This is a genomic window from Enterococcus sp. E4-150, from assembly GCF_035726465.1.
GTDB classification, from domain to species: Bacteria; Bacillota; Bacilli; order Lactobacillales; family Enterococcaceae; genus Enterococcus_B; species Enterococcus_B faecium.
On record NZ_JAPRGK010000017.1, the window covers coordinates 1 to 21,025 of the forward strand.

Genomic DNA, 21,025 nt, shown 5'->3' on the forward strand with positions numbered 1-21,025 from the left:
ATTGGAGCTGTCCTTATGGACCTTCATGACGAATGGCTCAGTTCTACAAGAAAATATATTAAGTTTGATCAATGAGAGACCGGTAAAACATTGTATAGTATTTTACACAGGATTATGGACTTGACTTCTTTATTCTTATTAATTTGATCACTTAGTTTATAAGGTTCATTCAAATTCTCTTCAATAGCAAATTGATAGCCAAATTTTTCCGAAGTATTTGCTATTATCGTGTCTTTATTAACTGCATTAAATAGTTCATTCATCCTCTCAGTAACATTCATTTCTTTTTCTTGTTCAGTTATTTCTATATTTTTTGATACAACAAATTTTCCTTCTGCAGCACTCTTGGTGTTTTCACTTTTGCCGCTTGTTGAATTTGCACAGGCCCCCAACATTAAAATCACCGATACTCCAAACAACCCACTTAACAATTTCTTCATCTATTCTTCTCCTTTTTGTCTATGTATATATATTATTTAATCCAAGAACGATTATAACACATGGGATGCTGACATTTTCCTACATTTCATAAGGAGTGATCGTTACATACTCTTACACACTATATATTGTATTTTAATAGCAAAGGGTCATCTTGGTAAGGTTTCATTTGTGGTATAATAGAGATAGGTTAGATATACGTCAAGCTTCTTTGAATTGCATTACAAAAGAAATAAAAATACCGTGCATTTATGTACGGAATAAATGCAGAAGGAGCTGGTACTTATGAAAATTGCATATGTATTTTTCAAAATATATTCTCCTTCTAATCCAATAGGAGAAATATCGTGAACAGCAATTTTTGGCCGTTAATGCTTAAGATTCTTCCCTTAATCGCGCCTGCATTAAGAGATTTTCTTGCATTGCCAGTGCTTAACATGTTGGTCGCAACATTATGCCTCGTGGTTATAATAGTTATAATCATGATTTGTGCAATTTGTTGGAAATTGATCAACAGAAAAAACCCATTCTCTTAAGAGAATGAGTTTTTCATCGTAACCGACAGTTAAACGGGGGGGGCGCAAAACCTTTTGTTTAACTTGTCAATGCAACTGGTTAGAAGTTAACTATCATCTAACGTCGGACTATGATATGTCAGTATCATGGTCCTTTTTACTAATTATTGTCTTTTTGAAATATTTCTGTATTTCTTATATATATACTAACAGTTAATCGCTTAATTGTAAATTCTCAGTTCAATTTTCTTTGTTATCATGCCATTTTTTATGACTAGGTAGCCAGTATTTTAGTAAATATTTTTAGAATATTTTTCTATTTAAACTTTTCAAAAATATTATCTTGATTTTCTTTATCCTCAGCGTTTAGATAGCCGTACTCCTAATCTTTTTCTTCATTCAAATTCCTTATACAAATGAATTCCCTTAAATCTGGTGCTGCTCGTAATTTTTTATTTTTATTTTATGAACCATAGCTTTTAAATTTGTTAAGTCTTTATCCGTTTTGTAATTTAATATCCATCTAGTATTACTGCTAAATGCATTATTTAAAAGATTAAAGTAAGGCCAATCATAATGATTGTAACTGTGTCCAATCACTTTTACTTCGCAAACATCTGCAAGTTTTTCAAAAAATACAGTGCTCTCAAAATTTTTTTTTTGCAATGGAACATTTTTGTTTAATGAATGATGAAGATTACCAACAATTCTTGCAGCTTCTGATTCTCTGACATCGGCGTCCTCATCATATGGATCTCCTATAAAGTTGTCAAAATTCTCGGAGTGGCCGATTATTATATCGTCATAACTGCCATGAATATGATATATGTTTTCTTTCGGTTGCTTGTATAGAATTTCCACAACATCTGTATAATTGAATGTAAAGAATAGTACATCGGACGAAAATTGGTATTTTGGAATTTTATGTTCTATTGTTGGCTGTATTTCTTTGCGTATCCATTCCTTGAAAAGTTGTTGTAATTCTTCTAGAGAAACAACATAATCATAAACCATATTTTGAAAATCATGATGGGCAGAATCTGACCAATCTTCATGTCCATAACCTATGAGATAATCCTTAGACTCTTCTACATAATCTTCAAAGACTGGACTTTGAATTAACTCATGCAAACTACTTTCAAAATTAAACCAACCTATCTTATCATCAGCTGTACTTCTCACCTCATTATTTTCATTTATCATTGTGTCTATTTTATCGAATATTTCACTATGACTTTTTTCAACCCATTTTGAAAAATCAGTGTATCTAGTTTTTAAACCATGACTTAAATCAAAACCGTTTCCTATAATATATAATGTACTCATTCTTTCCTCCCAACACTCAATCTACTAATTTAAAACTATCCATGTTTAAACTTAACTTTTATATTATAAATCTAAGCTTTTTACAGCTGTATCTTTGTCTTCTTGTGTAATACCAATATACCGCAATGTTTCGCGCTGAGAAGAATGGTTCAACAAGGACTGAATGATTTCTGTTTTGGTCCCCTGTTTATAGAGAAAGTAACCGAACGTTTTTCGCATGGAATGTGGGCCAATGTCTTTCAATCCGATTGCCGTGCCAGCATCATGAATGATTCGCCACAGACTTTGGCGGTTGAGCGGTTCATTCGTCCCTTTTCGACTAGGGAACAAATAACCGTCAAAATCTTGCTGAAGGAGTTGATCAGGAAATTCCTGTTGAACGTACTCCAAAATCGTTTTTCGCAATTTGTTGGAAATATAGACCGAATTATGTTTAGCTGTTTTTTGTTCCTTCATCGCTAATCGATCTTTGACCACCACGCGACCGCGTGAAATTTCCAGCACGTCGGCCAGCTTCAATTGACGCAAATCAGAAATGCGATAGGCGGTGTTGATCCCAATCGAAAAAAGAACCAAATTTCGTTGGCCATATTTTCCCGAAGCCAAGATTGCCTTCATCGCATCGATCTTTTTTTTGTCTCGAATAGGTTCTACTGTCTTCATTTTCTTCGCCCTCTCCAATGATACTTAATTGCATTATAACATATAATAAGTCTCATTCAAAATCAATATAAGGAAAAAGCCCCAAGCAAAAATTCAATTCTGCCTAGAGCCACGTGGGATTGAGTGATTCCCTCGAATGAGACACAACTAGGTTGTGTCTCATTCAAAAATGATGGAAATTTTGATCAATTATTAGCTCGTTGAAGAAATAAAAATATTTTGTGCAGATAAAATATATGTCGGAAAACAATCAGGCGTAATGATAACTCACCAACCTGTTCTTCAAGAAGCATTAGATTTTATTCGTGAATAAGATATTCATTTTAGAAACTATCGATTAATTAGGAAGAAACTACGACAAAACTATTGATTTAGTCAATTACCTCAAAAAGAAAAATGTGTAGCTGCTCATCAAAAACTTGGCTATGATTTCAGAACAAGAATGAACCGAATAAAAAAGACAGCATGATCAACACTTACACGGTAAAAAGTAGCCAACTTCAATACGTTTTTCCAATACTTCTTTTGCTTGTTTTGGATTACATACTTCTAATACCTCAAAATTTGTAGGGAAATCTAACCCTTTAGATTTAATTTTTTCTTTAAAATTAACTTGATACAATACACCAAATTCTCTTTCTTTGAGTTTCTCAATGAGTGCTTCTGTTGCCGCTTGGAATGATTTAGTTGTTTTAACTTCATACATAAAGTTCACTTGTATTCCTCCATTTTTCATTTCATGTATATTTTGTGGAATCGACTTTTTTAGAATCTGCTTTGAATATTTTATCTATTAAAGCTTCTTTGATAATAGTGTCTATGATTTGGAATTCTTATTGGATAGAAATTTCTTTCTAGAACATGATTTCGTCGAAAGTTCTCATTGGTTGAGGATAAGCATGTTCAAAACAATCAGTCCGATATCCTTTTAATCCAGTTGCTGCACTATATAAAAAATTTCATCATAGTTTCGCCCTAGTCGTTCCAAAGATTCGATGACAAAAATATCCTTCTTCCTTAAAAAATGAAGTTCTTTTTGCAATTATTCTCGTGAGGTCTTCTTTTAACTACATAAAATTGTAACCACTGGTTTTAAGAGTAGTGTATCATCCCAAATCATATAATTAATTGACTGCGATTGTTATAAAACTCACGGTAAGCCATATAACTAGCAATAAATGAAGAAATCGCAGTAACTGAAATCAACATAAACATCACAACAATTTGGTAACGAATCGCTTGAACAGGATCAATTCCCGCAAAAATCAACCCTGACATCATACCTGGTAGGCTGACAAGTCCAACCGTTTTTGTTCGGTCAATAGAAGGAGCCATGCCCGTTTTGACGCTTTCTCTTACAATACTCATGGACGCTTGTTTTTTATTGGCTCCCAATGCCAATTTTTCCAATACCTGTTGGCGTTGGTCCGTAAATTTTGAATTCAAAGACCGATAGGTCACTCCAATCGCAGTCATGGCGTTGCTGGCAATCATGCCTGTAATTGGAACGATTTGGGAAGGGGTCCAGTCAATGACTCCTGAAAAAACAAGAATGAGTAAGGACAAGGCTGTTCCTACTCCAATAGCCGTCGTTGAAATTTTAAAAGAGCGGTTGATCCCCTCACTGCGTGTATGGGCGTTATAAGAAGCGTTGAACACAATGAACAAAACCATCGCTAAAGTGAGAAAGTTGTTATCCACTCGTAATACGTAGCTCAATACATATCCAATAAGGAATAATTGAACGACAGCGCGAATTCCCGCAATAAAAATGTCGTTTCCTAATCCCAATTTCTCTTTGTAATCAATCAATAAGGCAACTATCAAGAGGACAGAGGATAAAAGCAAAGAAAGATTACTGATTTCCAAATTGTTTGTCATTTCGATTCCTCCATTTTTCCACCTTTGATAGTAATCAGACGAGAAGCTTGGTCGATTTCTTCCTGGTTGTGAGTGACGGCCAACACCGTAGTTTGTTGGTCTTTCATCATGTCTCGGACTAAATCAAGGACAATCGCTCTGTTTTCTTGGTCCAATGAACTGGTAACTTCATCCAGGAGCAACACTTTCGGTTGATACATCAAATTTCGGACCAATGCAACCCGTTGTTTTTCCCCTCCTGATAGTTCCTTGACCTCTTTCGATAAGTAAGTTTCAGGTATTTGAACTCGTTCTAACAATTTTTTTGCACGTTCCCGATCAAATCCTTCTTCTCTTATGCGGGCAGGAAAAGACAAGTTCTCTTGAACTGTCTCATCGAACAGAGAAGCGTTTTGAAAGAAATAAGAGACTTCTTTTCTATACTCCACAGGATCGATTTTTTGCAGATCCGTACCTCGATAATAAATTTTTCCGGAAGTTGGGGAAAGCAGCGTACCAATTAATTTCAAAAGGGTACTTTTTCCACTTCCAGAAGGACCAGAAAAAACAATCACTTCCCCTTTGTTTACTGTAAAAGAGATATCTTGAAGGATTTGGTTTCCGTTTGCCTGAAAACCAACCTTCTCTAATTGAAACAATGAATCACTCATACCACTTCTCTCCTTTATAAAAAAGCCCTGCACCAGTGGACCATCCATACGGGTGCAGGGCTTTTGTTTCATCCTAGTGTACCTCAGTGTTCGTTTGGATCGTTTTTGGCGTCTTCATGAGTAGGGTGAACCGTTCCTTCAAGGTGATCTGGACCAGCATAAATGGTATACAGTCTGAGCGGCTTATCACCGGTGTTTTCGATGTTGTGCCACATGTCCGCCGGAACAAATACGGCGTCATCATCCATCACTTTTTGTTGAACATGTAAGTTATCTTTAGAAGGCCCCATTTTACACACGCCTTCTCCTTCTTCAATACGGATAAATTGGTCAATGCCTTCGTGCACTTCCAAACCGATGTCATCGCCCGGTTGAATGGACATTACGGTGACTTGCAGTTTACTGCCTGTCCAAATGGTCGTCCGGTAATTATCATTTCCTGTGGTGGCGTCTTCAATATTAATGATATACGGCTTCTTCCCATGATCCTTGTAGTCTATTTCCATCTTCCATTCCTCCTAGTCTTTGTACTGAAACAATGATACCCACTTCTTATTTATAATAATTATAATTAATGGTACCACATCTAAAAATTCTATGCAAAAAAATTGGCTTTTTGGAGAGCGATTCTAAACAAAGACCATATAACGCGCAATTACAATTGGTACCCCTTAATCCTCAGCACATAAAGGAAAAAATATGGAATCAAAAAATAACCGATATGTACTCTGGTTATGACTTGAATCAGGGAGAATTTCAGAGACGACACATCATACTTTTTTAGTTTACACTTGTAAACTAACTAGCGTACATTAACTTTATGCTCACTATCAAGCGTTGTCAATCCTTTAGACTCTTATCAATTTCGAAAGAAAGTAGCAAGGTTATTGATTGTGACTGTAAAAGTGGGGTGTTCCTATAAGCACATTAAACTATCTTCTCTAATTTATCATGCTATTTAAATTCTGTTTTTTCATGAGAATTTTTGTCCAAAACTTGTTAAAATGATTTTAAAAAATACTTACATACACAATCCCCAAAAGACACTAATGTCATTTCAGTCAAAAAAGATACCGCAGAAAATTTCCACCTGAGATTCAATACGATATTACTCTCTTGACAGCCAGCTTAATTCCTTAGTTGAATAGATTATTAAAGTGCACAAAAAAACAATGCGGCGTTTGTTATATTTTCTGGTATAAGCGACGGTGTTATAAACTTTTTTGCAGATTAAAAATCATATGAATTTAACTCCAGTAATAAGAGTTTAAGTGCCAATGCATGCATGATTCTTTCAATTTCCGTTTTATGAGTAGACAGAACGATTCCTTCATTGCATTGGAAAATGAGTTTGTTTCTCGTAATATGTATGCTCTCATTTTTGGTTGCATAGTATTCTCTCCATTCGTCTTCATACATAAGAACGCCTCCTTTGATCATACTATATTTAAGTCCTTCGTTATTAATATACGTAAAAAGTTGGTATTTTATTTTTATTTTCTCTCTCTTTAAAAAAACTGAAAAAAGAGCGGTTTACAGGCGTTTTCATGGATAGTTACCCATAGATCAATCTGAAATGAGCGTAGAACTTCCCTCTCAAACACTGGTTTTTTAGAGAAATACGAAATATTAGGGTTATTTGCAGAATAGCTACTTATTCTTACAAAGCAACAAGCGAGCAAAAGAAAAATTCCTTTCAAGCGTTTTTTGGCGGTACACTATTTTAGCGACAGGCAAGATAGCAAATATTTTTTACACCTGGTTTGACTGTCGGCGACGACAGCCCACAGCCAAAAATAAAGAAGTCAAGGACTGTGAGGGTAGAGATTTTTTGGTGGTCTGCCAAAAAATACTTACCCGTTCCTTGACTTATTTAAGTGTTATTCAGTTTTAGGCTATTACAACTGGGTGACTGAGACGATTTTGGGGGCTTGCCCCTTTTTTCCAAAAGGGGCAAGGTCTAGATCTTGTGTTTTTATTTTTTTGGAAATTCAAAAGCTAATTTCATTTCGTCATTCAGTGTTAACTTTGCCGAGAAATTGCTTCCTTTTTTACTTTTGAACCCTTTGATTAAACTCGTTTCTCTTTTGCTTAATAAATCTTGGACATTTTTCTTTGTGAGTGCTTTTTGGCTCCATCTTTTAGGAAGCGTAAATTTGCAACCGTCTTTGTAGCCCGAGCAGCCATAAAATTTTCCTTTGTCTACTACGCTGTTTTGACATTTCGGACACGTACCCATCACATTTTCTTGTTCCATATGACCGGCTACATCTGCAATGTTTTCTTTTTTGTCGTGGAAGTTTTGTGGCACTTTTTCAATGAGGTGCTGCACAAACCGCTCGATACTGCCTAAAAAAGCTTCTTGTGTGCCTTGTTGGCTTCGGATCTTTTTCAAATAGCGTTCCCATTGGGCAGTCATGCCGGCATTGGCGATTTCGTCCTCTGCAATTATGCGGCACAACAATTCGCCTTTTTCTGTCACATAGATTTTACTCTTACTGATCGTGATGTAGTCCTGTTTCTTCAAGGTTTCAATGATACTGGCTCTAGTGGCCTCGGTTCCAATCCCTTCGGTTTCTTTAAGAATGTCTTTGCTGTCTTTATCGTCCATTGCCCGTCCGACATGTTTCATGGCGGTTAGCAGTGTGCCCTCTGTATAGTAATTGGGTGGTTGGGTTTTCCCTTCCTTTGTTTCAAGGGCGAAAGCCACTGAATCATTGACGGTTACTTCTGGTAAAAGTGGGTCGTCCTTGTCTTTTTCTTCCTGTTTATATAGTCGTTTCCATCCACGCTCTTTTTCTGTCTTCCCTTTTGATTGGAACAGAACCTGATTGATCGCTGTATCAATGGTGGTTTCGTCATAGATATACGGCTTTTCAAAAATTGCGAGGGTACGATACAAGACCAGAAGATAAATGTTTTTTTCGTCTTTCGTTACATCACTGAGCTTCGGCAATGTCTTCGTTGGAATAATCGCATAGTGTTCTTGTACTTTGCTTCATCTACATACCGTTTATTTTCGTTTAGCTGCGGTTCGGAAATGCCCACTCCTGCTAGTTCGAGATACCGACTGAGGTTGCTTTTCAGGTAGTCAAATTCGGGGCTACCAATATAATTGGTATCGCTTCTTGGATAAGAAAGCACCTTTTTTTCATAGAGTTTTTGAGCGATCGAAAGCGTTTTGTCGGCACTGTACTTAAAGCGTTTGTTCGCGAAAGATTGTAAATCAGACAAGCTAAAGAGTTTCGGCGCATACTGCCGTTTTTCTTCCACTTTGACATTTGTTACTTCGGCATTCTCCGCTTGCTCTAGCTGATTGGTTTCTTTGAACCCGTCAAGGTTTTCGAGTGTATCAAACCGCTCTTTGTATTTCCCTTTGTACTTACCATTCGAGTGTGTGAAAGTGGCATACAACTCATAAAATGGCTTGCTGACGAAATGTTTGATTTCTTCGTTGCGTTGGTAAATCAAGAACAAAGTCGGGGGTTGGACGCGTCCAACGCTAAACACGCCTCTCATGCCGTTTTTCTGCATATAAAGCGTGTAAAGACGGGTGAGATTGATTCCTACCAGCCAATCAGCGATTTGTCGGGTTTCTGCTTCTTTGTAAGTGGAATAAAACGCCTGTCCGTCCTTCAGATTTTGAAATCCTTTTTTGATTTCGCTAGTTTCAAGCGAGTTGATCCATAAACGTTTAATGGTTTTCCGGCTATTTCCCGAAAGGTTGATAATCAAGCGGGCGATTGCTTCACCTTCTCGGTCGCTGTCGGTCGCAATCACGATTGTTTCCGCTTCATCTAAATGCTTTTTGACGATCTTGTATACCTGTCAATACGGATTGAACTGTTGTTAATGCTCCGGAAATTCTTCCTTGAATATCTCCTGCAGCTGCACCTAAATATAAAGTTTGGAAATTATTTTGTAGAAAATTCATAGCTCATTCTCCTTTATTTTTCTTCTTCTCTTTGTAAAGCTATTGTTTGTTCTTGCTTTTGTTCTCTATGTTGGTCTTGCTGTTTTTTAAGCTGTTGAGCCAATTCCTCTTTATCATCTTTATATGGAGTGAGTCGTTTCAACTTATCGCTTTGAAATGTACCGATAAAATATTTTTTATCTCCGTTTTCGTCTTCTCTTTCAAACACGTATCATAGATATAAATGTAATGGCATAGTGCGGGTTTTATTTTCAGCCTGTATCGTAGCTAAACAAATCGAGTTGTGTGTCCGTTTTGGGGCGTTCTGCTAGCTTGTTTAAAGTCTCTTGAATGAATGTATGCTCTAAGTCAAAAGAATTTGTCAGCGCCTTTATATAGCTTTCTTTTTCTTCTTTTTTTACTTTAATGATCGATAGCAACAATGATTTAACACTAGCAAGTTGAATACCACCATTTCTTCCTGATTTAATCTTAAAGAAAATTTCCTGGTTCGCTTTCAGTACCTTCAGCAATTTATCTAATGTCCGCTCAGGAATGCCTAGCGTTTCTCTAATCTCTTTTTTAGTCGTCACCAAATAAGGCTTGTATACATCGCTTTTTTCGCTAATATAAGCCATTAAATCTTTTTTCCATTCTGACAAATGAACACGTTGACGTTCGCTTCTTTTTTTCTTGAATTTAAACCACCCTTGACGGACAAATAAATCTTTACTGGTTAAATCACTTGATACCCAAGCTTTGCAAAGAATGGTAATGTATTCCCTATTAGCCCCTTGATAGTTTTCTGAATAGGCACTTCTAACAATTTTGATTACTTCTTTTTCTTCTAAGGGTTGATCTAATCGATTATTAAACTCAAACATATTATATTCGCACGTTTCGATTGAATAGCCTGAACTAAAGTAAGCTAAAGAGAGGGTAAACATAACGCTATTGCGCCCTACTAAACCCTTTTCTCCTAAAAATTTCGTTTCGTGCAATAAGAGATTAAACCAGGGTTCATCTACTTTTTTTTTGCCTTTTGTACCGCTTAAAACCGTTAGACTTGAACGAGTAAAGCCCTTATTATCTGTTTGTTTGAAAGACCAATCTTGCCATTCTTTGAAAGAATAACGGTAATTGGGATCAAAAAATTCTACATTGTCCGTTCTTGGTATGCGAGCAATCCCAAAATGATTGCACGTTAGATCAACTGGCAAAGACTTTCCAAAATATTCTCGGATATTTTGCGAGATTATTTTGGCTGCTTTGACAGATTTAAATTCTGATTTTGAAGTCACATAGACTGGAGTTTCTAAAACAAAATATGCTTGATAACCTTTATCAGATTTGATAATCATAGTAGGCATAAAACCTAAATCAATAGCTGTTGTTAAAATATCACTTGCTGAAATAGTTTCTTTTGCCGTGTGAATATCAAAATCAATAAAGAATGTATTGATTTGTCTTAAATTATTTTCAGAATGCCCTTTAGTATATGAGCGATTTTCGTCTGCATATGTTCCATAACGATAAACGTTGGGTGTCCAATGCGTAAATGTATCTTTGTTTTCGTGAATCGCTTCTTCGGAAGTCAGAACAACGCCACGTCCGCCAATCATGCTTGATTTTGAGCGATACGCAAAAATAGCCCCTTTGCTTTTACCTGGCTTGGTAGTGATTGACCGACTGTGCGTGCGGATGTAAAGTATTTAATTCAACCTATATAGTATAAGAAAGTTTAAACTTTACATATATTTTTCTTGTACAAGGATTAGTTCTTCTTGTCTATGATAAAATTTATTAAACAGTTTGAAAGGAAAAACTATTCAAAGAAAGTGGGCGATAACAATGGGATTTTGGTATTTTTTAACGTTAGCTGTCGGTATAACTTTGTTGATCATAAGTGTTTCAAATAAAGAAGTATCTAGATCAACCAAATTCGTAATAGCCTGTTTTGTTTTAGGGATCTTGTTAGTCATAGGTAGTCTACTTTTATTTTTACCAGGCAGCTCTTCGATTATTGAGCAACTACTTCAACTAAATTAGCTTCGTTATTAAAAGCCGACTTTCTAAAAAAAGAAAATCGGTTTTTATTTGTACTGGTCGAAAAAATTTTTTCTACGGCTGATTTTGACTTTATTTTAGATCCAGCTGAACGATCAGCGGCTCCCCTTCTTGCGTTGCTTCATCCAACATTAAAGAATAAACATCGGCATCCTCTTTCGTGATACGCACCTGTTGCGCACTCATTTCTCCAGCACCCACTTCTTGAATACGCATCATTTGGTTCTCTGGATCCACGCTATTGATAAAGTAATAATTTTCCATGACTTTCCTCTTTCTCCTAATTGAATAGGTCTGACTCTTGACTCATTTTTGCTTGTTCGATTTCACGCTGCAGCTTTTCAAAAGCTACTTTATTTTTGAATTGATCAAATTCATTGCTCGTCACCCGTTCCAGGTGTTTGACTTGATTTGTGACCGACCGACGATACTTTACCGATGATCGATAGAAATAAAGTAAGAGACTTTTTCGAAAATAGCCATCATCTATTCCACTTTTTTAATTTGGTATTTGTTGCGATTAGCTCATAATGATCGATTATATTGGAATAACTGACGTGATCGGATGCTACATAAACAAGGACTTGATTTGAATCCAATCCTTCATATTTGAGATCAAAAACGACGAAATAGGTTTGATCATCGTTCGTATAAACACTTAGATCTTCTATGCTAATTTTGGCATCTTCAAGGTCCATATCCCCAATCGATTGCGTCATTTCCTAGTTATATTCATCAGTAATCAACTTCATTTCGTTCAGAAGTCCCACTAAATGTCATGCCAGGTACGAAAATTGAATGACTTCGCCAACAACTGGCATCAGACCTATCCCAAGTTAATCAAAAATCTGCTTAAAATGCCGAATCTGCTCACTTTCATGGATTTCCCACCAGCTATTCGCGGTTCATTGTATTCAACCAACTTCATTGAGAACTTTAACAAACATCTCAAACGCAACACCAACCACAAAGAACAATTTCCAACGGAAGATTCACTGGATCGATTCCTGGTTTCTCAGTTTAATGTCTACAACGAGAAGTCTATGAAGCGAATCCATCGCGGATTCAAAGGACTTCAGGACACCCTGGAATCATCCTTTATTTAAATTAACTACATATTATATGTACGGAGGCATTTCATTTACACAAGATTCTTGACGCTACCTCATTACAATGAATGCTAGCTTAATATCAAAAATAATTTATAGATATTTTTTATATTAAAGATCTATTCATTTATCACTTTAAACACAAGGATAGCCAAAGCTTTTTCGATATGATCACCAGCTTAGATCTACGCCTCCCACAACGGTTTTGTAAGAAGCTGACGTTTTGAATAAATACAAATTAGGGATTCAATATTCTTTAATAGTAATTGTGCATTAGAAGGAACAAACAACAAGATAAAAGTGATAAAACGAGTAGCCTACGGCTATCGAAATTCCCACAACTCTCGAACAAGAATTTATCTCATTCAAGGCTTGATCTTCCAAGTAAAACAAAAACCAGTTAAGCACTTTGCCTAACTGGTTATGACTAAATTTGGCTCTATAATTTATGGGACTGATGAATCAGAATTGATTCTGTAGTGACCCCAAAAAGTTAGACCAAAAAATCTAACTTTTGGAGGTCGGTATTTTTTATGGCTAAGTATACTTTTGAACTTAAATTAAAGATCGTTCATGATTATTTGGATGGCAAAGGCGGAAGTGATTATCTGGCAAAGAAGTATTCCATTAAGGCTCCATCACAAGTGAAGCGCTGGATCAATGCCTATCAAGAATTTGGTGAAGAGGGTCTAGTAAGAAAGCGACAAAAGAAAAAGTATTCTGTTCAATTTAAGCTGGATGCGATAGAGTTATATCTAACAAGTGAGCTGTCCTATCGTGAAGTTGCCAACACACTTAACATGAACAACCCTAATTTGATCGCTAGTTGGATGCGTCAATTCCGTGAGGGTGGGATCGATGGACTCTCAAAAACGAAAGGATGTCCACCTATCTTGTCTAAGAAAAATGAACCCAAAAATAAGAAAAAATCTACAACTAAAGCAACGTCTGAAGAACGTGAACGCATCGAGGAGTTGGAGAAACGAGTCCGTTCCCTTCAAATTGAAAATACCTTTTAAAAGAATTGAGGAAGCTGCGAAAACAGGAAGCCCAACAACGACGAATGAAGCAATCGCACGAATCATCGCAAGCCTCCGAGGACCGTTTAAATTAGTTGAGCTTCTAGAAACTTTAAAGTTCCCTAAGGCAACCTTTATGTACTGGCAAAAACGATTGGACCGTAAAAATCCAGATCAAGAGATTGAAGCGGAAATGCTTAAAGTTCGGGAGAAGCACAAGGATTATGGCTGTTTACGGATGACCAATGAACTAAGAAACCGCGGTTTCTCTATCAATAAAAAGAAAGTTCAGCGCCTGATCAAGAAGCTAGGAATAAAAGTAACGGCATACACACGTAAATCACGGCGCTACAATTCTTATCGAGGACAAGTCGGAGCAGTAGCCAAAAATCGGATCCATCGTCGTTTCTACACCAGTATCTGCCATCAGAAAATCACGACGGATACAACTGAATTTAAATACCATGAAGTGGATGCCAAAGGCATTATCCGTCAAAAGAAATTGTATCTAGATCCTTTTATGGATATGTTCAATAGTGAGATTTTATCCTATCGTATCTCTGAAAAGCCCAATGCATTAGCGGTAATGGAAGGTTTGGAGGAAGCTATCCAGACCACTAACGATTGTCCCTATCGTCGTACGTTTCACTCAGATCAAGGTTGGGCGTATCAAATGAAAGCTTATAGAAACAAATTGAAGGAGTACAAAATCTTTCAAAGCCTGTCTCGGAAAGGGAACTGCTTAGATAATTCACTTATGGAGAATTTTTTTGGCTTATTAAAACAAGAGATTTTTCACGGGAAAGTTTATAACTGTTTCGAGGAATTAAAATCAGCCATCGATAGCTATATCTATTACTACAATAATGAACGGATAAAACAGAAATTAAACTGGCAAAGTCCCGTCCAATTTCGTAAAACAACCGCAACGGTTGTGTAAAAATATCATTTTAGAGCATGAAAAAAGGAGTGGATTTCTCCACTCCAAAAAAGTCTAACTTTTGGGGGTCACTACAAGTTGACAACTCCTTTTTGTTTACAAATCAATTGGATATCTACAAATTGTATTTTCTAACGAATTTTATAGACATTAAAAAATTAATTTGACGTTAAATACTTCCTCCAGAAAGTATTGAGATTGGTAAAATATAATCCTTATTTGTCTTTTCGCCTTTAATTTTTTTCAGAAGAATATCAACAATAAGACTTGCAATTTCATCAATTGGTTGTCTTATTGTTGTCAATTGTGGGAAAAATTTCTCAATGAAAGAGGTACCATCGTATCCAATAATTTTTAAATCTTCTGGGATATTAAGTTTAAGTTGATGAGCAATTTTCATAGTGAGAATGGCTGTTAAATCATCAGAAACAAAAATACCATCTGGTTTGTGATTTATAATAGTTGACTTTATTTCCATTTCACGACGGATAGTAGACAGATTATTAGGAATTTTGAAAATTTTTCCATTTGGATTTTGAAAAGAAAAACCTAGTGCACGTAATTCTGTGGGAGAATCCGTGTTATCATTTCCTGTAATCATAATGGTATTTTGACAACCATTTTTTTGTAAAGTCTTAGCTGCAAGTTTTCCCCCTTCAAAGTTATCTGAAGAAACAATGGAAACATTAGGAGCTAAATTTCTATCAAAAGCAACAATAGGTGCTCTCACACGCTCATAATCAGCAATTCCAAGATTATGGCTTGATGAGATTATGCCATCAACTTGGTTGGCTTCAAGCATTTCAATGTATTCTCTCTCTTTAGCAGGATCATTTTGACTATTGCAAATAATCGTTTTATATCCATGTTTAAATAACTCGATTTCGAGATACTCAATGAGTTCAGAGTAAAAGATATTACTAATATTAGGAAAAATAAGACCAATAAGCTGAGGTGACTTTCCTTGAAGTCCACGTGCTAAATTATTTGGTTTATAACCAAGAGTTTTCATAGCTTCATGAACTTTTTGTTTTGTTTTTTCTGATAAATATCCCTTATTATTAATGACGCGTGAAACGGTTGTTGGGCTAACTCCAGCTAATTCAGCGACATCAGTTAATTTTGCTACCATTTTAATATTTTAATTCAAAGTATTTTCCAGTAGGTTCGCCTGATTTGATTTGAATACCATTTTGGTGATTTTCAGGGAATACACGACTAGTAAACACTTTTTCTCCTTTATTAATAAAAATCTCAATGATTGAGTTATCTACAAAAATGTTAGCAGTTGTTTCTTTAGTATCAATTGAGCATTCACGAATCGTACCAAAGTCAGTGGCATATGGAATGCCTGCTTTGCTGCGATCTAAAATAATTTTTCCTTCTTTGGTATCTACAATCAAGCTAAGTCCATTTCCTTTACTATCAGAGAAAAGAAGTAACTCCGATTTCTGATTTGGAGGAAAAGTTAGTTCAAGCTCATAAGTATTATTTGTTTCTGCTTTTGCTGTAAATTGTTCAGAACTAGCACGTAATGATGTAATAGCTTCTACGGGATATTGGTAAAGTTTACCATCTTTTATTGAAAGTTCTTTTACAAGACTCATTGCTCCCTGATAATCATACTTATCAGTTGGATAATCGATATCAGGTAGTCCAATCCAACTGACAATCAGAGCACGACCATCAGGAGTATTGAATCCTTGAGTCGCATACGCTTCAAATCCATAATCAAGATTTTGAATTTCTGAAGCGCCCACAAGTTTTACTTTTTCTATGTCAAGCGATTGATAGATCTTAAAAGTATTCGGATAGATATTCCCATAATTTAGCTCAGATTTATCCAACCCTTGAGGACAATAAATGAGAACAGGTTTTTTGTCTACAAATACTAGATTTGGACACTCAATCATGTATTCTGAACCAGTGCCGCCAAAATCAAGGTTGCCAACTTCCTCCCATGTTTCCACGTTATTGTCATCCGCTTTGTAAAGTTTGATAAAGCCTGATTTTTCTAAATTTTGTGCTCCAACAATCGCATACAATTGTCCTTCATAATTAAACATTTGTGGATCACGAAAATGATCAGTTACATCAGCAGGTTTATGAATAAGAACATTCTCACCTTTCGTAATGTTGTAGTCTTTATCCATCCATGCTCCGATTTGAAGTGTATCACGTTCCCAATTTTCATTTCGAACGTTTCCTGTATAGAGTAAGAATAGATTCCCCTCTATTTCATATGCAGAACCGGAATAAGCGCCGTGGCTATCTCGTTTTGTGTCTGGAAGAAGTTCTGCTCCTGTTACATGAAAATGAACTAAATCATCTGATTCATTGTGTACCCATTCTTTCAACCCATGAGCAGCTCCAAATGGCCAATTTTGATAAAAAAGCGTATATTTTCCGTTAAAAAAAGAAAAACCATTAGGATCGTTTAACAATCCTGTTTTAGGTTCGATATGATAGCTAGCACGCCAAGGTGATCGTTTTACATTATCCTTAATTTTATCCATCTCATCTTTAGTCCAATCAGAATAAGCACGATATCGTATTTCTCGAGGTAAGTTCATATTTTACTCCTTCAATTTATCTTTTTACAACTAGTATGGTAAACGTTTTCCGTTGAAAAATCAATCATTTCATTTAAAAAAATAAACTATATGACAAACGTTTGACATATTTTTAAGATATGCTAAAATAAATTTGCATTTCAGTGAACCGTTTTCACGCAAAAATAAAAAAGGAGTGATTCGAATGAATTACAGTAAAGTAGCTTCCGACGTAATACAAGCGGTCGGAAAAGATAACCTTATTGCAGCTGCACACTGCGCTACACGTCTTCGTCTCGTACTAAAAGATGACACGAAAGTGAATCAAAAAGCTTTAGACGAAAATCCAGATGTGAAAGGCACATTTAAAATTGATGGACAATATCAAGTGATTATCGGTGCAGGTGATGTTAATTTCGTTTATGACGAACTTATCAAAAAAACTGGACTTTCGGAAATTTCAACAGATGATTTAAAAAAAATTGCTAGTAAAGATAAAAGATTCAACCCCATTATGGCATTAATTAAATTATTATCAGATATTTTTGTTCCAATTATACCTGCCCTTGTTGCAGGTGGTTTATTAATGGCATTACAAAACTTTTTAACAGCTGCTGGACTTTTTGGACCAAAATCAATTGAAGAAATGTATCCTGCGATTGAAGGTATTTCCTCAATGATCCAACTGATGTCCGCTGCACCATTCATGTTCTTACCAATTTTAGTAGGTATTTCAGCTGCTAAACGTTTTGGAGCAAACCAATTTCTTGGTGCTGCAATTGGTATGATCATGACAACACCAGATCTTGGTGGCTCAACTGAATATTGGAATATTTTTGGTTATCATGTTTCACAAACAAACTATGCTTATCAAGTTATTCCAGTTTTAGCAGCTGTTTGGATATTATCTATATTAGAAAAATTCTTTCATAAAAAATTGCCATCATCTATTGACTTTACATTCACGCCATTATTATCAGTAATGATTACTGGATTTTTGACTTTCACAGTTATTGGCCCTGTAATGTTATTGTTGTCTAATGGAATTACAGACATTATTGTTTGGCTATATAACACTACTGGATTTATTGGAATGGGTATTTTTGGAGGAACATATTCACTTATAGTCATGACTGGTTTACATCAATCATTTCCAGCTATTGAAACTCAATTACTTTCAGCGTGGACAAATGGTATCGGACATGGAGACTTTATCTTTGTAGTTGCATCTATGGCAAACGTTGCTCAAGGTGCTGCAACATTTGCCATTTGGTTCTTAACTAAAAATTCTAAGACAAAAAGTCTTGCTTCCTCTGCGGGTGTCTCAGCACTTCTTGGAATTACAGAGCCTGCCTTGTTCGGAGTTAACTTAAAATACCGCTTTCCATTCTTTTGTGCTTTAATTGGTTCAGGAATTGCTACAGCAGTAGCAGGATTACTTAAAGTAGTTGCTGTTTCACTTGGTTCAGCAGGTTTCTTGGGATTTCTTTCAATTAATGCAACATCTATTCCATTTTACGTATTGTGTGAATTGATTAGCTTTGTAGTTGCTTTTGCAATTACTTACTTCTACGGTAAAACAAAAGCTGCTGGTATCTTTAAAGCAGAAGAAATTGCTGAACAAACACCAGTTAATTCTTCAAAAGTAGCAACAACAGATCCAATATCTACTGATGTTGAATCAACACAAACAAAAGTTTCATCAGAAACAATTGTTAGTCCCATTTCTGGTAAAGTGATTAGTCTTTCTTCAGTAAATGATCCAGTCTTTTCATCAGAAGCTATGGGAAAAGGGATTGCCATTAAACCAAATGGAAACACGGTCCATTCTCCAGTAGATGGTACTATTCAACTCACGTTTGAAACTGGACATGCTTATGGTATTAAATCAAATAATGGTGCTGAAGTTCTAATTCATATTGGTATTGATACTGTATCAATGGGAGGAAAAGGATTTACACAAAAAGTTACTACTAATCAAAAAGTTAGAAAAGGCGATATTCTTGGAGCATTTGACCGTTCAATGATTGAGAAAGAAGGTCTTGATGATACAACAATGATTATTGTGACCAATACTTCGGATTATTCAGAAGTAAATATAGTAGCTGAAAATACAGTCACTGAGGGTACTGATTTACTTGAAATCAAATAAATATATTTCCCTGAGTAAAGATGGAATTTTCTTTCCAAAATCAAATAATATAGATTAATCAAATATTTGAGAATAACATTTTATTTAATCTTTTCATATATCAATTGTATGAAAAATTATTAGAATTTTAAAAAATGATAAAAATTCAAAAAGAAAAAATAGTAGTTATTTACTTGTCATGTTACTAAATAAAAAAATAATTTAAATATGATATATAGTCATTTATTTAGTGATTTCATTCTAAAATAAAGGGAGAAATGTCTATGCTATACGGTGCAATTGAAGCAGGCGGCACAAAATTTGTGTGTGCCATTGGCGATGAAGAAATGACGATCAAGGAAAGAGTGAGCTTTCCGACAACGACACCTGAGGAAACAATGCCTTTAGTCATTGACTTCTTCAAACAATACCAAGCAGATTTAGCAGGGATTGGGATTGGCTCATTTGGGCCTATCGATATCCATCGCGATTCCGCCACTTATGGGTACATTACCTCGACCCCGAAATTGGCATGGCAAAATTTTGATTTCATCGGTACCATGAAAAAAGAATTTCCGATCCCGATTTCTTGGACAACAGATGTCAATGCGGCTGCCTATGGTGAGTATGTCTTCGGCAGTGGCAAAGGATTGAGCAGTGTCGTTTACTATACGATCGGTACGGGTGTTGGCGGCGGTGCCTTACAAGAAGGGCGCTTTATCGAAGGGTTTAGTCATCCAGAAATGGGGCATATGCTCGTCGTCCCTCATCCAAAAGATGACTTTGCTGGCAGCTGTCCATTTCATGGCAACTGTTTAGAAGGGATGGCCGCTGGACCCGCCATCGAAAAACGCTTAGGGAAAAAAGGACAAGAGGTTGCAGAAGATGATCCTTATTGGGAAATCGAAGCCTCCTATATTGCTCAATGTGCCTACAATACAACCTTGATGTTTTCTCCAGATGTGATCATTTTTGGCGGTGGTGTGATGAAACAACGCCATATGCTGCAAAACGTCCACGACGCATTTGCAAAATTGGTCAATGGGTATGTCGAAACACCTGAGTTAAGCAAATATATCGTGACCCCAGCATTAGAAGACAACGCTGGAACGCTCGGTTGTTTGGCATTGGCTCGAGAAGCGGTCTTACATTCATAAACGAAAAAAGGCTCTTCGACATTTAGTGTTGGTAGAGAAAGATACAACTGAAAATTTAGTCATAACCAGTTAGGCAGAGTGCTTAACTGGTTTTTGTTTTACTTGGAAGATCAAGCCTTGAATGAGATAAATTCTTGCTCGAAAGTTATGGAAATTTCGATAGCCGTAGGCCACTTGTATTGTGCAATAGTTTTTTACAAAAAAAAGGGGGTGCGGATATTTTTTTGGACCTTTTTAACAAATATATCTTTGCTTCTTCCGATATTGAAGAGGGCTTAGCCCTCCTAAAGATAACTTAATTCGTTGATTATTATACCAATGAATATAATCATCCAATTGGTTCTGTTGCAAAGTTTCCCCTCAGATCCATTATAGGGTAAACTGAGTTTAATAGGAACTAGGAGGAGTAACGAAGATGAACCATTTTAAAGGCAAACAATTTCAGAAAGATGTGATTATTGTCGCTGTAGGCTACTATCTTCGGTACAACCTGAGTTATCGTGACGTCCAAGAAATTCTGTACAACCGTGGTATTAACGTGTCTCACACCACTGTCTATCGTTGGGTACAGAAATATGGGAAACTACTTTACAACATTTGGAAGAGGAAAAACAAACAGTCCATTTATTCGTGGAAAATGGACGAGACCTATATTGGTTCTGTT

The 21,025-nt window shown here is 36.0% G+C and carries 19 protein-coding genes and 6 pseudogenes; 8 read left to right on the forward strand and 17 right to left on the reverse strand.

Annotated elements, in window-relative coordinates; all coding sequences use genetic code 11:
- Positions 1-68: 68 nt before the first annotated feature.
- The 3 genes from OZ002_RS11540 to OZ002_RS11550 all read right to left on the reverse strand — a co-directional run bounded on the left by OZ002_RS11540 (position 69) and on the right by OZ002_RS11550 (position 2,942).
- Positions 69-440, reverse strand: a complete 372-nt coding sequence (locus OZ002_RS11540; RefSeq protein WP_325083367.1) for a hypothetical protein — start codon at positions 438-440, stop codon at positions 69-71.
- 939 nt (positions 441-1,379) lie between these two features.
- On the reverse strand, positions 1,380-2,279 hold the full coding sequence (locus tag OZ002_RS11545) for an AbiH family protein (RefSeq protein WP_105222686.1): 900 nt from the start codon (positions 2,277-2,279) through the stop codon (positions 1,380-1,382).
- A 63-nt stretch (positions 2,280-2,342) separates the two neighbouring features.
- Complete coding sequence (locus OZ002_RS11550) at positions 2,343-2,942, reverse strand: tyrosine-type recombinase/integrase (RefSeq protein WP_002301839.1); 600 nt, start codon at positions 2,940-2,942, stop codon at positions 2,343-2,345.
- A gap of 259 nt (positions 2,943-3,201) precedes the next feature.
- On the opposite strand from OZ002_RS11550, the pseudogene OZ002_RS11555 reads away from it, so the two are divergent.
- Positions 3,202-3,343: pseudogene (locus OZ002_RS11555) on the forward strand (recombinase family protein); the annotation flags it as partial.
- Positions 3,344-3,411: 68 nt separating this feature from the next.
- Here OZ002_RS11555 and OZ002_RS11560 read toward each other — a convergent pair.
- The 11 genes and pseudogenes from OZ002_RS11560 to OZ002_RS11610 all read right to left on the reverse strand — a co-directional run bounded on the left by OZ002_RS11560 (position 3,412) and on the right by OZ002_RS11610 (position 12,172).
- Positions 3,412-3,648, reverse strand: coding sequence for a DUF302 domain-containing protein (locus OZ002_RS11560; RefSeq protein ID WP_002356094.1), 237 nt, complete (start codon positions 3,646-3,648; stop codon positions 3,412-3,414).
- Positions 3,649-4,058: 410 nt separating this feature from the next.
- A complete protein-coding gene (locus tag OZ002_RS11565; protein ID WP_002311027.1) occupies positions 4,059-4,823 on the reverse strand; it encodes an ABC transporter permease in 765 nt (254 codons plus the stop codon).
- On the reverse strand, positions 4,820-5,473 hold the full coding sequence (locus tag OZ002_RS11570; protein ID WP_002307505.1) for an ABC transporter ATP-binding protein: 654 nt from the start codon (positions 5,471-5,473) through the stop codon (positions 4,820-4,822). Before OZ002_RS11570 ends, OZ002_RS11565 begins: the two co-directional genes overlap by 4 nt.
- 83 nt (positions 5,474-5,556) lie before the next feature.
- Positions 5,557-5,979 (reverse strand): cupin domain-containing protein, encoded by a 423-nt coding sequence (locus tag OZ002_RS11575; protein ID WP_002307506.1) that lies wholly within the window; start codon positions 5,977-5,979, stop codon positions 5,557-5,559.
- 724 nt (positions 5,980-6,703) lie between these two features.
- Positions 6,704-6,892: a hypothetical protein gene (locus OZ002_RS11580; protein ID WP_002338065.1), complete on the reverse strand. Its 189-nt coding sequence runs from the start codon at positions 6,890-6,892 to the stop codon at positions 6,704-6,706.
- Between the two features lie 556 nt (positions 6,893-7,448).
- A pseudogene (gene topB / locus OZ002_RS11585) lies at positions 7,449-9,253 on the reverse strand (DNA topoisomerase III).
- 13 nt (positions 9,254-9,266) lie between these two features.
- Positions 9,267-9,407, reverse strand: coding sequence for a hypothetical protein (locus tag OZ002_RS11590; RefSeq protein WP_002316998.1), 141 nt, complete (start codon positions 9,405-9,407; stop codon positions 9,267-9,269).
- A gap of 13 nt (positions 9,408-9,420) precedes the next feature.
- Positions 9,421-9,615, reverse strand: a complete 195-nt coding sequence (locus OZ002_RS11595; protein ID WP_002311030.1) for a hypothetical protein — start codon at positions 9,613-9,615, stop codon at positions 9,421-9,423.
- 43 nt (positions 9,616-9,658) lie between these two features.
- Positions 9,659-11,098: a primase C-terminal domain-containing protein gene (locus OZ002_RS11600; RefSeq protein ID WP_442784191.1), complete on the reverse strand. Its 1,440-nt coding sequence runs from the start codon at positions 11,096-11,098 to the stop codon at positions 9,659-9,661.
- A gap of 427 nt (positions 11,099-11,525) precedes the next feature.
- Positions 11,526-11,717, reverse strand: a complete 192-nt coding sequence (locus OZ002_RS11605; RefSeq protein ID WP_002314345.1) for a hypothetical protein — start codon at positions 11,715-11,717, stop codon at positions 11,526-11,528.
- A gap of 218 nt (positions 11,718-11,935) precedes the next feature.
- Positions 11,936-12,172 (reverse strand): hypothetical protein, encoded by a 237-nt coding sequence (locus OZ002_RS11610; protein WP_002341366.1) that lies wholly within the window; start codon positions 12,170-12,172, stop codon positions 11,936-11,938.
- A gap of 72 nt (positions 12,173-12,244) precedes the next feature.
- On the opposite strand from OZ002_RS11610, the pseudogene OZ002_RS11615 reads away from it, so the two are divergent.
- The 4 genes and pseudogenes from OZ002_RS11615 to OZ002_RS11630 form a co-directional block, all read left to right on the forward strand.
- A pseudogene (locus OZ002_RS11615) lies at positions 12,245-12,559 on the forward strand (transposase); the annotation flags it as partial.
- Between the two features lie 264 nt (positions 12,560-12,823).
- Positions 12,824-12,979 (forward strand): annotated as a pseudogene (locus OZ002_RS11620) (transposase); the annotation flags it as partial.
- Positions 12,980-13,095: 116 nt separating this feature from the next.
- Complete coding sequence (locus OZ002_RS11625) at positions 13,096-13,581, forward strand: transposase (RefSeq protein WP_002332301.1); 486 nt, start codon at positions 13,096-13,098, stop codon at positions 13,579-13,581.
- Entirely contained in the window at positions 13,469-14,521 is a 1,053-nt protein-coding gene (locus OZ002_RS11630; protein WP_325083374.1) for an IS3 family transposase, read from the forward strand. The genes OZ002_RS11625 and OZ002_RS11630 overlap by 113 nt, the downstream gene beginning before the upstream one ends.
- 169 nt (positions 14,522-14,690) lie before the next feature.
- On the opposite strand, the gene OZ002_RS11635 is transcribed toward OZ002_RS11630, so the two are convergent.
- Both OZ002_RS11635 and OZ002_RS11640 read right to left on the reverse strand, forming a co-directional pair.
- Complete coding sequence (locus OZ002_RS11635; protein ID WP_002302077.1) at positions 14,691-15,653, reverse strand: LacI family DNA-binding transcriptional regulator; 963 nt, start codon at positions 15,651-15,653, stop codon at positions 14,691-14,693.
- Position 15,654: 1 nt separating this feature from the next.
- Positions 15,655-17,094, reverse strand: a complete 1,440-nt coding sequence (locus OZ002_RS11640) for a sucrose-6-phosphate hydrolase (RefSeq protein WP_002332299.1) — start codon at positions 17,092-17,094, stop codon at positions 15,655-15,657.
- A gap of 184 nt (positions 17,095-17,278) precedes the next feature.
- Here OZ002_RS11640 and OZ002_RS11645 point away from each other — a divergent pair, with 184 nt between their 5' ends.
- Both OZ002_RS11645 and scrK read left to right on the forward strand, forming a co-directional pair.
- Entirely contained in the window at positions 17,279-19,225 is a 1,947-nt protein-coding gene (locus OZ002_RS11645) for a sucrose-specific PTS transporter subunit IIBC (protein ID WP_002341364.1), read from the forward strand.
- Positions 19,226-19,488: 263 nt separating this feature from the next.
- A complete protein-coding gene (gene scrK, locus OZ002_RS11650; RefSeq protein WP_002292418.1) occupies positions 19,489-20,361 on the forward strand; it encodes a fructokinase ScrK in 873 nt (290 codons plus the stop codon).
- Between the two features lie 234 nt (positions 20,362-20,595).
- On the opposite strand, the pseudogene OZ002_RS11655 reads toward scrK, so the two are convergent.
- Positions 20,596-20,703, reverse strand: a pseudogene (locus tag OZ002_RS11655) (IS3 family transposase); the annotation flags it as partial.
- A 73-nt stretch (positions 20,704-20,776) separates the two neighbouring features.
- On the opposite strand from OZ002_RS11655, the pseudogene OZ002_RS11660 reads away from it, so the two are divergent.
- Positions 20,777-21,016 (forward strand): annotated as a pseudogene (locus OZ002_RS11660) (IS6 family transposase); the annotation flags it as partial.
- Positions 21,017-21,025: the final 9 nt, after the last annotated feature.